Genomic DNA, 13,960 nt, shown 5'->3' on the forward strand with positions numbered 1-13,960 from the left:
TCTATGAAGTCAACCAGGAAATCAATGGACTTAGAGGGAAACTGTCATTCCTCCATCTACGACTAAAACCTGTCCTGTCACATAATCAGACGCTTTGGATGATAAAAAGACAGCTGCTCCTTTTAAGTCATGTTCACTTCCAAATCTTCCGGCAGGAATCTTTCTGAGAATAACTGAACTCGATTTTTCCAGGATCTTTGTTATTCTGGTAGGAAAGAAGCCTGGAGCAATAGCGTTCACTTGAATGCCGGAGGGTGCCAATTTTACAGCTAAATCCTTTGTAAGTGCGATAACGGCTCCTTTACTTGTACTGTAGGCAACTGCATCAAGAAATGCGGAAGGAGCACCTCTCATTCCATTTACTGAAGAAATATTGATGATTTTGCCGCTGCCCTGCTTCGCCATCACTTTTGCCGCAGCCTGTGAAAATAAAAACAGCCCCTTTAAATTCACATTCATGACTTTGTCCCATTTATCAGCAGGCAGTTCAAGGAAAGGCGCAACCCAGGATGTTCCGCTATTATTAATGAGAATATCGATGCTCCCAAATGTCTCTAAGGTCTTGCTGATGACCATTTGAATGTCTTCTTCACTGGTTATGTCACATTCAATTGCCAGAGATTTAACTCCCTTTGCTTCAAGATTTTTTCTGACATGCTCACATGCTTCAATGCTGCGTGAGCAGACGACAACATTTGCTCCTGCTTCCCCAAGTGCATTTGCCATTTGCTCGCCGAGTCCGCGTCCTCCTCCTGTTACAATTGCTGTTTTATTGCCTAAATGAAATAACTCGTTCAATTCCATCGTTATCCCTCCCTTAGTGTTATTAAAAATCAATCCCGCTGACTTAAAATAGACTTCGATATAGTATAGACAAGTTATCCCCATGTGGTGCTAAAATTGTATATTTGCCTTGTCCCAAAATGTATAAGGAAGATAAAAACAGATAAGGATGGAAAACATACGAGGAGGGATGAAGAAAGGTGGAAAGGGAGCGAATAGAGGAGCTTTTTGAAGAAAGCGGATATCACGGATTAAACAGCAGACTTGCCTATAAAGTCTGGATGAGAGGGGTATGGGATGAAGAGGATGAAGACAGAATAGAAGCTTTTTTAGATGCTTATTCTTTTGAAGGAGAAAGAATATTAACTGACGATTTTCTTTATCACTATCGAATATTTGCCTATATTCACGAGAAAAATGAATGTCCGTTATTCCAGCGGCAGAGATCTTAGGAACACAGCTTAAAGCAAAAACAAACACAGATCCAGGACCTGTGTTTGTTTTACATATACAAAATAAGAAAGTATAAAACTTTGAGCTTCGATAATTGTCTAGCTCCAGGCGCCTTCCGCTTTTCTTATCAGCCAGCTTTCTTAAGCTGCTTATTGGCTGCCTTATAGTGGTTTTCAAAAAATTCATTAGTATCTTTAACAACCACTTTGCTTAAAAGAACTAATGCAATTAAGTTAGGAATCATCATTAATGCATTTGCCATATCTGCGAAAGCCCAAACGGTAGTTAAGTTGGCAACCGCACCAATGCCAGTCGCAAAGATGTAAATGGCACGGTATCCCATAATTCCTTTTGTGCCAACCAGGTACTCAAAGCATTTTTCACCGTATACATACCAGCCGACGATTGTTGAGAAACCGAAGAAGATAACAGAGAATGCAACGATATATTCACCCGCTGTTCCAAGAACATGGGCAAAGGCTGCACTTGTTAATGCCCCGCCGTCAAGGCTGCCGTCATGCGCCACACCAGAGATCAATCCGCCTGTTGTGTCCCAGAAACCAGTCATGATAAGCACCAGTCCAGTCATCGTACAAACAACGATTGTAACAATAAATGTACCAGTCATCGCAACAAGAGCCTGTTTTACAGGGTGGTCTGTCTTTGCGTTGCCTGCGATAAGCGCTGCTGTACCAAGACCGGCTTCATTAGAGAAAATACCCCGTGAAACACCATTCTTGATCGCTTCAGATACTACAACACCGACAAATCCGCCAGTTGCTGCAACCGGATTGAAGGCATAGTAGAAGATTGTCTGGAATCCAGGGATGATCTGATCGTAGTTAACTGCAAGAATAATTAGTGACCCGCCAATATAAAGAACCGCCATGACTGGTACAAAGAATCCAGCAACAGTACTAATACGCTGAATGCCGCCAAAGATGATTAGAGCAGCCAGTACAGCAAGAATAACGCCTGTAATCCAATTATTAATCCCAAATGAAGTGTCCATAACAGCTGCAATGGTATTCGATTGAACACTGTTGCCGATTCCAAGTGCTGCAAATGCTCCGAAGATTGCAAATGCAACTGCAAGCCATTTGAATTTCTTGCCAAGACCGCGTTCTACATAATACATCGGTCCGCTGGAGTACTCGCCATTTGCGTTTTTCACTCGGTATTTCATTGCCAGCAAGGCTTCAGCATATTTGGTTGCCATTCCCAGCAGACCAACAATCCACATCCAGAAGATGGCCCCTGGTCCGCCAAGTGTAATCGCAGTGGCAACACCGGCGATATTACCATTGCCAATTGTTGCTGCGAGAGCTGTCATAAGCGCTTTAAAGTTACTGACATCGCCCTCATCATTAGATGCAGCCTGTCCTTCTTTGGTAAACCCTAATTTAAACGCATATATAAGCCTTCTGAATTGAAGGCCTTTCAGCATGAATGTTAAAAGAACACCAGTACCAAAAAGCAAAATCAAACTTGGTGTGCCCCAGAGCACCCCGTTAATTTTATTAAGCGTCTCAAGCATAAATTCCATCGCCTCCCATATGTTAACGCTTTCAATTGCTGTGAACAAACTATTATTATATGATTTTTTTGTGAACATGTCCTATTGTAAAATTATCTGAATATAACTTCAAGTCAAATAATAGAAGTAAAACTATTAGCAATTTTATAAAAAAGGAGATACCGTGCGAATTATGTCGAATGGCTTGATGACTTTGGTAGAGCGCAGGGTTGGATTGAGGTATAATATAATAGGATAGAAAAAGTGAATTGGCGTTTAAAGGAGTTTTACGATTGGGTGATGATAAAATGGAAAAAGATCCGTTTAAGAGGGCATTTAGTGATCTAGAAGAATTGGTAGATAAGATCCGCGATGTCCTGGAATGCCCTGTTACAATAGAAGATGTTAACCATCGCCTGCTGGCCTACAGTACACATGATGACCAGACAGATACCGCGAGAATCGCAACGATTATCAGCAGAAAGGTTCCTGAAAAGGTGATCAATCGTTTATGGAAGGAACGTGTGATTCCGCAGCTGATGCAAAGCGGAGAACCTCTTAGAATCCCTGAAATAAAGGAAATCGGGCTGGGAAATCGGGTAGCCATTTCCATACGTAATCATAATGAAGTATTAGGCTACATATGGGCAGTCGAAGAAGAAGCCCTCTTAACAGAAAGCAAGCTGAACCTGCTAAAGCTTGCTGCACAGTCTGCAAGGACGGAGATGCTAAGATTAAACGCCCAAAAGAAAAAAAGAGCTGAGGGTTACCGGGATTTTTTCTGGGAACTGTTAACCGGCCATTTCCTTAGCCATGATGAAATCGCAGAAAGGTTCGAGGATTTAAGCATTAAACCGCCATCGCCGTTTGCAGTACTTGTCTTTAGGTTTAAAGATGAAGTTACCTCTAAAATAGAACAAAATATCATTTATCTGATCTCGACGAGCCAAAAGGTTCATATTACCTTTCATGCAGCGATGGGGAATGAATTTATTATTCTGGCTGCGCCGCCGGAACCTGCTCTTTCCGAAAATGCTTTTATAGAATTCATCCATTTTTTCATCGATCAAATGAAGACTCGATTTAGCATTGATCATATTAACGGGGCAACAGGAACAACTTATCAGCACTATGAGAAAGTTGAAAAAAGCTATCAGGAGGCACTGCAGGTCCTGCGCCTTAAAGAACAATTTCCCGAAGAGATCCATCATGTCTATAGCTATCAGCAGCTTGGCATTTTCCGTTATCTTGATGCCATACTTGAAAAGAAAAGGCTGGAACCATATGAGCATCCGGCTATCGAAAAGCTTAACAAATATGATATAGAGCATCGGACCAATCTGCTCACTACTCTGGAAGCCTTCATTGATCATGACAGCAATGTGAATGAAACAGCTAAAAAGCTGCATATTCATATGAATACATTGAATTATCGATTAAAGAGGATAACCGATATCGGGGAAGTTGATCTGAAGAATACGAATACAAAACTTTCTTTATATCTTGAACTTAAAATCCGGAGAATCGAAAAGAAGAGCCCCCATTTGTAGATTTTCACAAATGGAGGCTCTTTAATTTTACTGATTTAACAATGACAGCGCTTTACTAAAATTATTATACTGACAATAGTAAATATCATATTTGATAGATTGAAAGGGGATTTTTCCATGATTATTGGAGTACCTAAAGAGATTAAAAATAACGAAAATCGTGTTGCTGCGACACCAGCAAGCGTTGATGCATTAGTAAAAGCCGGACATAAAGTACTTGTAGAAATCGACGCAGGAAATGGAAGCGGTTTCACCAACGAGGATTATACAGAAGTAGGAGCTGTTATCGTAGATACAGCTGCAGAAGCATGGGCTGCTGAAATGGTTATGAAGGTTAAAGAGCCTCTAGCTTCTGAATATGGCTATTTCCGTGAAGGTTTGGTTCTTTTCACATATCTTCATCTTGCAGCAGAGCCTGAGCTTGCAAAAGCATTAACTGAAAAAGGTGTTACAGCTATCGCATATGAAACAGTAGAAGTAAACCGCACATTGCCTCTTCTTACTCCAATGAGTGAGGTTGCAGGACGCATGTCTGCACAAATTGGAGCTCAATTCCTGCAAAAGACAAATGGCGGAATGGGTATTCTTCTGGCAGGTGTTCCAGGTGTATCACGCGGAAAAGTTACCATCATTGGCGGCGGGGTAGTTGGAATCAACGCTGCGAAAATGGCAATCGGACTTGGCGCACAAGTTACGATCATCGACTTAAGCCCAGAACGTCTGCGCCAGCTTGACGATATCTTCGGAAACAGCATCCAAACTTTAATGTCTAATCCTTTCAACATTGCACAGGCTGTTAAAGATGCTGACCTGGTAATTGGTGCGGTTCTCATCCCAGGAGCTAAAGCGCCTAAGCTTGTAACGGAAGAAATGATTAAAACAATGAAACCTGGTTCAGTAGTTGTTGACGTGGCGATTGACCAGGGCGGTATTTTCGAAACAGTTGATCACATTACAACTCATGACAACCCAACTTACGATAAGCATGGCGTTGTTCACTATGCTGTTGCGAACATGCCTGGTGCCGTTCCAAGAACATCTACAATTGCTCTTACAAACGTTACAATCAACTACGCGCTGCAGATTGCAAACAAAGGCGTTGTTAAAGCTATTGAAGACAATGCAGCACTTAAGCTTGGCGTAAACGTTGTAAACGGCAGCATCACATACCCGGCGGTTGCGAAAGATCTTGGCTATGAGTATGTTTCTGTCGAAGATGCATTTGCTAAAGTAAAAGCTGCTAACTAATAGACCATAAATCCCCTTGGCCAGAGGCTAAGGGGATTTGTTATGTGCATAGGCGTTTTTGCTTTTCTGGTGCTGTCCAGCTTCAGCGCCTACCCCACGAGGTGTCGGGGGTGGGCAAGGCGCCTTCCGCTTTTCTAGTAGCCCACTCAATATGCGGACATCTGCATATTAAATAGAGAAGGCATTGAAAATTAAGGAGGTTACCCTGCATGTATTATTATAGAGGCCCATATAGAAACGGGGACGAAAGGTTCTTCTTTTTAGGAGCTCCTTTTGTCGGCGGACTGCTCGGCGGTTTCCTGGGAGGCGGGCTAGGAGCAGCATTATTTGCTCCCCGTCCATTTTACGGCCCCCCGCCGCCATTCTATGGCCCGCCAGCTGCACTATATGCTCCTTATGGCGGTGGCGGATACCCTGGCTATGGACCATATGGAAACCCTTATTATCGCTAAACAGGTAAAAGCTCTCTTGATTGAGAGCTTTTTTATTAATGTTTACTTACATCCATCTCAGCTTTAGTGTAAGATCACAGCATTTCTGGGGATCCTCTTTATCAGATTCGAAATGGAGGCTGAGCCCGTCAGGTGTATAGGACACCGCAGGAATTCGGGAAATTCCTGTTGATTTTATCATTTTTTCTACTGCATCCTTTTTTGACTGCTGAGCGGCTGACATCAGTTCATAAGAGAACTTTTTTGACTCTGCCATATTTACAAGCAATGTGCTGGCGTCCCTCATGAGGACTTCCATTTTTTTAGCGGAGCTCATGAACATTTGAGGATCGACAGCTGGGAAGGTTCTGTAGAGATGGATAGGATGATAATAAGACTGGCAGGCTTGCGGATAATTCCAGCAGTTTTGAAGCTGAGGGCTGTATCCAGGCTTTGGGTAGCGAAAATAATAATAGGGGTACATCCGGTTCTGCCCCTTTCGATTAATAATTAATGCACGCATTCCCAATATATGAAACGAAGGCTATTCCTATGAGAAAACAAATGGAATACTTTCGCGCAAAAATATGGCTTGCACCCTGCATAGATAAAAAGGGTTTGCATAAGGTGCATTAGAAAGGCAATTTTTATAAGGATTGATATAATTAGAAAAGGGGTAAAAGAACCGCATGAAGAATATATTAGTGTAATGAATATATAGAAGTGAGCAATGCTTGCATAGATGGGAGGCCCCGGATGGAACTCGAACTGATTTTGGAAATCATTGAGAATAACGGATATTTGGGGCTGTTTCTATGGCTTTGGGTAGGGGTCTTTATTTTTCCTGTGCCAAATGAATTGATCGTGATGACTGTTGGACTTTCTTCCTCTTTAAAAACACTTCACCCTGTGCTTGCTTTCATCGTCATTTATCTTGGCATCTTGACTGCATTGTCAACCTGTTATACAATCGGGCGTTTGATCGGCAGGCCTTTGCTTAAATACTTCCATAAAAGTAAAAGGATGTCTAAAACGATTGATGGTTCTTTAAAACTAATGGAAAAGTATCATGCCTTTTCCCTCACCTTCAGTTATTTTGTTCCGGGTATCAGAAATTTCCTCCCTTTTTTATACGGCTTCAGTAAATTACCATTTAAAAAATTCGCTTTGTTTGCGTACAGCGGTGCACTGATATGGCTGTCTGTGACTTTTTCGATCGGCTATGTATTTGGAGATCATATTGATGCCATCATCAAACATGAAAAAGAATTACTGCTTGGCCTGGCAGGCTTTGCATTGCTCGTCCTCATTTTTCGCTTCACCAGAAGAAAGCGCGGGAAGGAGCAAGAAAAGCTGCATGATCAGGGGTTGGGACTTTAAAATAAAAAGGCAGCCTGGAAGCTGCCTTTTTTACTTAATACTGATTGCGGTGCTCTACCAGGTCGATGGCTCCAAGTACAATATGGGCAAGCCCGAAACCAACGATGGTATCTGATAACATGTTATTGGTTCTGCGGTTTTGTTTCATTGCATATCCAGCCGCAGTAACAGCGGTGCCGAGAACAGTTGGAATTAATCCTTCGCGAACGCGATTCATGACGGTCACCTCTTTTTTGTGATTGTCCTACAGGACATACATAGTTTGATCTTATATAATGAAGTATAGTATGACAACATTTTACATATAGAAAGGGGATAGGGGAATGGAGTTGAAGGGTACTTTAATCGAAACACTCGGAATGGAAATCGTATCACTTGAAAAAGGCCGTGTAGTTGCTACTATGCCTGTTGATGAACGCACCCGCCAGCCGTTTGGACTGCTGCACGGAGGAGCATCTGTCGCCCTTGCGGAAACTGTTGCAAGCATAGGAGCATTTGAACTTTGCGACAAAGAAACGGAATCTGTTGCAGGGCTTGAAATCAATGCCAACCATATACGTGCTAAAAAGGATGGAATTGTGACGGCTGTCGCAACAGTTCTGCATCAGGGCAGAACTACAATGGTATGGGATATCAAAATAACAGATGAAAATGACAAGCTGATTTGCACATCCAGATGCACAATGGCCGTAATGAAAAGAAAATAAATCTGCATGCCAAATAACAAAAACCCACGAGAGCGTCTTTATACTCTTGTGGGTTTTCCTTTTAGTGCCCTTTACCAGCAGGATCTTTTATATTGGAAACATCTTTCAAGTCATCCCGGACACTTTGGTCCCATAGCTTAACACCTGAGTTATATGCTGCACGTCCAATTAAATGACCAGCAATAGGGGAAGTCAAGAAGATGAAGATAATTCCCAAAACTACTCTTGAATTAAAGTAACCATCCTTAAAGTAAAAGAAAAGCAGTGTTCCCAAAAGGACGCATAAAACACCAAGTGTTGCAGATTTTGATGCAGCATGGTTTCTGGTATAAACATCAGGAAGCCTGATAACACCGAAAGCTGCAACAAGGCTGAAAAATGCACCTAACAGAATAAACAGGATAATAAAGAAATTAGCGATCTCGGTCATGTTCAATGATAACCCCCTTCTCCAAATATTTAGAGAAGGCCACAGTCCCGATGAAAGCGAGTATCCCAAGCAGAAGGATGACCTCCAAAAAGGCGTTCGTATTAAGCGCAATGGAAATAAGTGCTACGATGGCAATTAAGTTAATTCCAATTGCATCCAGTGCCACTACCCTGTCAGGAGTGGTTGGGCCCTTGATTACTCTGTAAATTAAAGCCAGTGTGGCAACCGATATACACAGAATAGCAATCATTACAATTGTCTGGATCATTATCGGCTCACCTCCATGATAGCTTTTTCGAATGAGTTTTTTATAGAATCAATTTCGTCCTGTACTTCGCCCATATCCATTGCATGCACATACAATGTTTTGTTGTCATCTGAAACAGAAATTGTTAATGTGCCTGGAGTTAACGTAATCAGGTTAGCTAAAACCGTTATTTCCCAATCTTTCTCTAAAACTGTCGGAAATGCGAAAATGCCAGGCTTCATATCAAGCTTCGGTTTAAGAACAACTTTTAACACAGCTATGTTTGCAAGAATCAGTTCTCTAATAAAGATATACAATAAGTTGAGCACTGCGATTACTCGCTGCAGATAAAAACGAGAATTAAAGAACCTCCTGAATACAAAAATAATGAGCAGGCCGAAAAGATACCCCTTTAGGAAAGCTACACCATCGTAAGTTGTTGTTAAAAACATCCACATAAACCCAAGGAACATATTTAATAATATTTGAAATGCCATACTCAGTACTCCTTTAAGACTGCTTCTATATAAATACTTGGATTTGCAAGCGTTTCAGCAGCCTGAGAGATATACGGATATACGAATTCAGAGCCGACTCCGTAAAAGACGGCAATAGCAACAAGGATCACAGGAGCAGTCATCATGCTTTTAACAGGTATTTTATCTGCACCTTCATATGCACGAGGTGTTCCCCAAAAACCATTTATAAAAATCTTCATGATGGAGAATAAGACAAGCAGACTGGACATTAAAACAATTCCGGCTCCCCAGTAATGCTCAGACTCAAACCCGCCTTTAATAATTAGAAGCTTACCGACAAAGCCGCTCAGCGGGGGAATGCCGGATAGAGCAAGAGCTGCAATGAAAAAAGTCCAGCCCAAGCCGGGATAGCGTTTTATTAACCCGCTGATCTTCCTTAAATTACTGGTTCCTGTGATAGCTGCCACAATTCCAACAAGCAAAAACAGCGATGCTTTAATATTCATATCATGGATCAAGTAAAAAATTGATCCTGTAAGTGAATCAGGCGTCATAACTGATATGCCGAAGAGAATGGCTCCAACCGCTACAATAATATTGTAAATGACAATTTTCTTAATATCCCAATAAGCAATTGCTCCAATAACGCCAATAATAATGGTGGTTACCGCCAATATGGTTAAAAGCTGCTGGATAAAGCCGCCATCCTCATAAAAGAACAATGTATACGTTCTGGCTATTGAATAGACACCAACTTTTGTGAGCAGGGCTCCAAATAGTGCAAGAACAGGAGCTGGCGGTGCATAGTATGATCCAGGAAGCCAGAAGAATAGAGGGAAAATTGCCCCTTTTAAACCAAAAACGATTAGAAATAGAACAGCAATAACAGTAATGATGCCAGGCTGTCCCATTTCACTAATCTCGCTGAGCCGAGCAGAGATATGAGCCATGTTGAGCGTCCCGACCACTGAATATAAGTACGCTACAGCAATTACAAACAAAGCTGAAGAAATAACATTTACGAGCAGATATTTAATTGATTCCCTTAACTGAATCTTTGTGCCGCCAATAACAATTAAAACATATGACGACATGAGCATTACTTCGAAAAAAACGAATAGGTTGAAAATATCTCCTGTGGTAAACGCTCCATTTACTCCAACCATCAAAAAGTTCACAGCAGAGTAATAGTAAAATTTTTCCCTGTTTTCATCAATTCCGCGAAATGAATAAATGACACAAGCCAGCACAATGACACTGGTGGTTAATACAAGCAGGGCAGAGACCATGTCTGAAACTAGTGTAATTCCAAAAGGGGCATCCCAATTAGATAAATTTAAAGTTTGAATTCCATCGGTTTTAACTTTTTGCACTAATGACACTGAAACTATAACAGTTAACACAGCAGAAAGGCCTGCAACCCATCTTTGTAGCATAACATGCTTAGCAGCGAAGATTAGAAGGACTCCCGTAATTAAGGGGATTAGTATCGGCAGTATTAAAAAGTTAATCATTTCCTTCAGTTCCTCTCAATTTGTCCATATTGTCAGTACCCAGTTCCTGGTAAGCCCGATAAGCCAGCACTAAGAAAAAGGCAGTAACACCAAAGGCGATTACAATTGCAGTTAAGATTAATGCTTGCGGAAGGGGATCTGTATATGGCCCGCTCTCACCAAGCAGAGGTGCGGCCCCTTTCTTAAGGCCACCCATAGTTAAAATCAGCAAATGGGCCCCATGGCTTAGTATTGCTGTCCCAACAATTATCCTCAGCAAGCTTTTTGAAAGCATTAAATAGGTGGCTGACATGAATAAGATGCCAACAACAACTGACATTAATATTTCCATTAGTCATCCTCCCCTATCGTTTTAATTATGATCATAGTTACACCGACAACAACCAGAAAGACTCCCAGATCGAAAAGTGCTGCGGTGTGAAGTGACAGGTGTCCCAGGATTGGTATGTCTACATCAGTAAATGCATGTGTGAGAAAAGGAACATTGAATAGCAAGCCGCCGGCTCCGGTTCCGATTGCAAAGAGCAGACCAGTTGCAATCATATACATAAAATTAACAGGCAGGATTTTCTCAACTGTTTTCATATCAAAAGCCAGCAGCAATAGGATTATGGCTCCCGATGTTAGCAATCCCCCAACGAAGCCCCCGCCTGGCGTGTAATGCCCCGCAAAGAAAATGTATACGGAGAAAAGAACAATGATAAACAAAACAATCTTAGTGGCTGTCTGAAGAATAATGTCATTTGTTTTCATTTTTCTTTCCTCCTCCCAGCCGAAGTTTGATCATTCCAAATATTCCTAATGCAGCAATGGCAAGAACCGCTATTTCAAACATCGTATCAAATCCGCGGAAATCCACTAGGATAACGTTTACCATATTCTTTCCTGCTGCTTTTTCATACGTATTCTCTATATAATACTGAGAAATAGAATCAAATAGTTTATTGCTGTGAGCCGAAAAAGCAATAAGCGTAACGACCAGCCCTACTCCAATGGAGATCACCGCATTGGTTGCTTTAAACGGCATCCTTTCTTCATCTTTAATCTTTGGCAAATGGTAGAAACACAGCAGAAATAAAGCAACTGAAATCGTTTCAATGACAAGCTGTGTCAAAGCAAGATCCGGCGCACGGAAAATAACAAAGAATAGTGCCACTGTATAGCCGACTGCACCTAATAGAATAATGGATGTTAATCTTGATTTCACAAACAGAATCGTAATAGATCCAACTGCGATTACAAGAGCAAGCACAATTTCTGAGAATCTGATGGCTGACACATTACTCACATCAAATTTGAATGCATTCTTAGTGAATAACGTTGAAAGCAAAAGAACAATAAAGAATGTAAAAATATAAACCAAATAGTTCCTGATTGAACCATTCATATACCACCTGGTAAATCCGTGTGCGCCCTGTTGAATCCCTGAGAGGCCGCTATCGTAAAAACGATTTAATGCCAATTTTTCAGGGAACAAATTATACACACTTCTCCACTTCGGCAGAGTGACAAAAAGCAGAATTCCCAATGTAATAACACCCAAAGTCATGAATAGCTCAGGCGTAAATCCATGCCAGAAGTAAATATGAGTATCATACACATACCCTTCAACAGGCATGATGGCGGCCTGCGCAGGAGAGATGAGCGTGTTTGAAATAATATTAGGGAAGAAACCGATAATAATTACGAGTGAAGCCAGGATAATTGGTGATATTAGCATCCCGATTGGAGCTTCGTGCGGTTTCTTTTCTAATTGTTCAGGCTGGAACTTTCCTGTGAACGTTTTGAATACAAGAATCATGCTGTAAATGAAAGTGAATACACTTGCCACCCAGGCAAGAACAGGGAACAAGAATCCCCAAGTATCCAAATTGAAAATATCCATTTCCAGAACACGGACCATTCCTGTGAAGAACATTTCCTTACTTAAGAATCCATTAAAAGGCGGGAGCCCGGCCATGGAAAATGTGCCGATGATTGCTAAAGTAAAGGTAATCGGCATAAAGTTCATCAAACCGCCAAGCTTGCGGATATCACGAGTTCCGGTTTCATGGTCTACGATTCCAGCTACCATGAATAGACTTCCTTTAAAGGTGGCATGATTGATCAAATGAAAGACTGCAGCTGTAGTGGCAATTGTGAAATAACTGTCATCTACTGTTTCGAAGTGAAGTGCTGCAGCACCGATGCCGAGAAGGGACATGATCATCCCCAGCTGGCTGACTGTTGAGAAAGCCAGAATGGCTTTAAGGTCAGTCTGTTTGACAGCTGAGAAGGAACCCCAGAATAATGTTGTAATGCCAAATCCTGCAATGAGCCAGAGCCAGAGCGAGTGCTCCGCAAATATCGGACTCATACGTGCTACTAAATAAATACCTGCTTTAACCATTGTTGCCGAATGCAGATATGCACTGACGGGTGTTGGAGCTTCCATGGCATCCGGCAGCCAGATGTGAAATGGAAATTGTGCGGACTTGGTAAAAGCCCCAAGCAAAATGCAAAGCAAAGCAGGAACAAATAATGAGTGTGAAAATATCTCATCTGATTGAGCAATAATTTCAGAAATGCTGAAAGTACCTGTCATCAAATAAAGAAGTATGATGCCTCCAAGCATAGAAAGACCGCCGAAAACCGTGATGATCATAGATTTCTGTGCACCATATCTTGATTTCTCTCTGTGGTACCAGTACCCGATTAACAGGAATGAAGAAAAACTCGTAAATTCCCAGAAAGTATAAAGCACAATCAAGTTATCTGAAAGGACAACTCCAAGCATAGCTCCCATAAATAGAAGCAAGTAAACATAGAAGGTGTTTAGTTTTTCTTTGTTTTTATCCAAGTAATAGATGGAATACAGAACAACCAATGCCCCTATTCCGGTAATCAGCAAAGCAAAAAGCAAACCAAGACCGTCTACTTTAGCCGTGAAATCGATTCCAAGAGTGGGAATCCATGAAAAAGATTTTGTGACGGATTGCTGATCAGAGGTGATGGATAAATAAGAGATAAAATAACTGAATAAAAGGATTGGCAGAGGTAGTACGAACCAACCCGTATGTATCTGCCTAAACAGCTTGTACGCAATAGGTACAAGGATGGCAAGCAAAAATGGTGAAATTATTGCCAGGTGAAGCAAAGACAAAACATTACCCCCTTTAAATTAATTGTGTGTTACTCAACAAAGGATCCTATTATGCAGCTTGATGAAGCGGCTATATGGCA

At 41.4% G+C, this 13,960-nt stretch carries 17 protein-coding genes; 6 read left to right on the forward strand and 11 right to left on the reverse strand.

What is annotated here, in order from left to right:
• Positions 1–30 precede the first annotated feature (30 nt).
• Entirely contained in the window at positions 31–804 is a 774-nt protein-coding gene (locus QUF73_21240; protein ID MDM5228651.1) for an SDR family oxidoreductase, read from the reverse strand.
• A 179-nt stretch (positions 805–983) separates the two neighbouring features.
• Here QUF73_21240 and QUF73_21245 point away from each other — a divergent pair, with 179 nt between their 5' ends.
• Positions 984–1,235, forward strand: coding sequence for a hypothetical protein (locus tag QUF73_21245; protein ID MDM5228652.1), 252 nt, complete (start codon positions 984–986; stop codon positions 1,233–1,235).
• A 128-nt stretch (positions 1,236–1,363) separates the two neighbouring features.
• On the opposite strand, the gene QUF73_21250 is transcribed toward QUF73_21245, so the two are convergent.
• Positions 1,364–2,782 (reverse strand): sodium:alanine symporter family protein, encoded by a 1,419-nt coding sequence (locus QUF73_21250; GenBank protein ID MDM5228653.1) that lies wholly within the window; start codon positions 2,780–2,782, stop codon positions 1,364–1,366.
• Positions 2,783–3,045: 263 nt separating this feature from the next.
• On the opposite strand from QUF73_21250, the gene QUF73_21255 reads away from it, so the two are divergent.
• The 3 genes from QUF73_21255 to QUF73_21265 all read left to right on the forward strand — a co-directional run bounded on the left by QUF73_21255 (position 3,046) and on the right by QUF73_21265 (position 6,002).
• Positions 3,046–4,302, forward strand: a complete 1,257-nt coding sequence (locus QUF73_21255; GenBank protein ID MDM5228654.1) for a PucR family transcriptional regulator — start codon at positions 3,046–3,048, stop codon at positions 4,300–4,302.
• Between the two features lie 117 nt (positions 4,303–4,419).
• Entirely contained in the window at positions 4,420–5,550 is a 1,131-nt protein-coding gene (gene ald, locus QUF73_21260) for an alanine dehydrogenase (protein MDM5228655.1), read from the forward strand.
• A 209-nt stretch (positions 5,551–5,759) separates the two neighbouring features.
• Entirely contained in the window at positions 5,760–6,002 is a 243-nt protein-coding gene (locus QUF73_21265) for a hypothetical protein (GenBank protein ID MDM5228656.1), read from the forward strand.
• 46 nt (positions 6,003–6,048) lie between these two features.
• Here QUF73_21265 and QUF73_21270 read toward each other — a convergent pair whose 3' ends face one another.
• Positions 6,049–6,465 (reverse strand): hypothetical protein, encoded by a 417-nt coding sequence (locus QUF73_21270; protein MDM5228657.1) that lies wholly within the window; start codon positions 6,463–6,465, stop codon positions 6,049–6,051.
• Between the two features lie 272 nt (positions 6,466–6,737).
• On the opposite strand from QUF73_21270, the gene QUF73_21275 reads away from it, so the two are divergent.
• The gene (locus QUF73_21275; protein MDM5228658.1) at positions 6,738–7,361 is read left to right on the forward strand and encodes a DedA family protein; all 624 of its coding nucleotides are present in this window, start codon (positions 6,738–6,740) and stop codon (positions 7,359–7,361) included.
• 34 nt (positions 7,362–7,395) lie between these two features.
• Here the strand turns inward: QUF73_21275 and QUF73_21280 are convergent, their stop codons facing one another.
• Positions 7,396–7,578 carry an asparagine synthase gene (locus QUF73_21280; GenBank protein MDM5228659.1) on the reverse strand — a complete coding sequence of 61 codons (183 nt, stop codon included), beginning with the start codon at positions 7,576–7,578 and terminating at the stop codon, positions 7,396–7,398.
• Between the two features lie 106 nt (positions 7,579–7,684).
• Between QUF73_21280 and QUF73_21285 the strand changes: the two genes are divergently transcribed.
• Entirely contained in the window at positions 7,685–8,068 is a 384-nt protein-coding gene (locus tag QUF73_21285) for a hotdog fold thioesterase (protein MDM5228660.1), read from the forward strand.
• A 61-nt stretch (positions 8,069–8,129) separates the two neighbouring features.
• Here QUF73_21285 and mnhG read toward each other — a convergent pair whose 3' ends face one another.
• Genes mnhG through QUF73_21320 form a run of 7 tightly spaced genes read right to left on the reverse strand, consistent with a single transcriptional unit; the run spans position 8,130 to position 13,880 of the window.
• Positions 8,130–8,498 carry a monovalent cation/H(+) antiporter subunit G gene (mnhG, locus tag QUF73_21290; GenBank protein MDM5228661.1) on the reverse strand — a complete coding sequence of 123 codons (369 nt, stop codon included), beginning with the start codon at positions 8,496–8,498 and terminating at the stop codon, positions 8,130–8,132.
• On the reverse strand, positions 8,482–8,766 hold the full coding sequence (locus tag QUF73_21295) for a Na(+)/H(+) antiporter subunit F1 (GenBank protein MDM5228662.1): 285 nt from the start codon (positions 8,764–8,766) through the stop codon (positions 8,482–8,484). Before QUF73_21295 ends, mnhG begins: the two co-directional genes overlap by 17 nt.
• On the reverse strand, positions 8,766–9,242 hold the full coding sequence (locus QUF73_21300) for a Na+/H+ antiporter subunit E (GenBank protein MDM5228663.1): 477 nt from the start codon (positions 9,240–9,242) through the stop codon (positions 8,766–8,768). Before QUF73_21300 ends, QUF73_21295 begins: the two co-directional genes overlap by 1 nt.
• 2 nt (positions 9,243–9,244) lie before the next feature.
• Positions 9,245–10,738 carry a Na+/H+ antiporter subunit D gene (locus QUF73_21305; protein ID MDM5228664.1) on the reverse strand — a complete coding sequence of 498 codons (1,494 nt, stop codon included), beginning with the start codon at positions 10,736–10,738 and terminating at the stop codon, positions 9,245–9,247.
• Positions 10,731–11,069: a Na(+)/H(+) antiporter subunit C gene (locus tag QUF73_21310; protein ID MDM5228665.1), complete on the reverse strand. Its 339-nt coding sequence runs from the start codon at positions 11,067–11,069 to the stop codon at positions 10,731–10,733. The genes QUF73_21305 and QUF73_21310 overlap by 8 nt, the downstream gene beginning before the upstream one ends.
• Positions 11,069–11,491, reverse strand: a complete 423-nt coding sequence (locus QUF73_21315) for a Na(+)/H(+) antiporter subunit B (protein ID MDM5228666.1) — start codon at positions 11,489–11,491, stop codon at positions 11,069–11,071. Before QUF73_21315 ends, QUF73_21310 begins: the two co-directional genes overlap by 1 nt.
• Positions 11,478–13,880 (reverse strand): Na+/H+ antiporter subunit A, encoded by a 2,403-nt coding sequence (locus QUF73_21320; protein MDM5228667.1) that lies wholly within the window; start codon positions 13,878–13,880, stop codon positions 11,478–11,480. Before QUF73_21320 ends, QUF73_21315 begins: the two co-directional genes overlap by 14 nt.
• Positions 13,881–13,960 lie beyond the last annotated feature (80 nt).

This window comes from Cytobacillus sp. NJ13, assembly GCA_030348385.1.
Lineage (GTDB): Bacteria > Bacillota > Bacilli > Bacillales > Cytobacillaceae > Cytobacillus.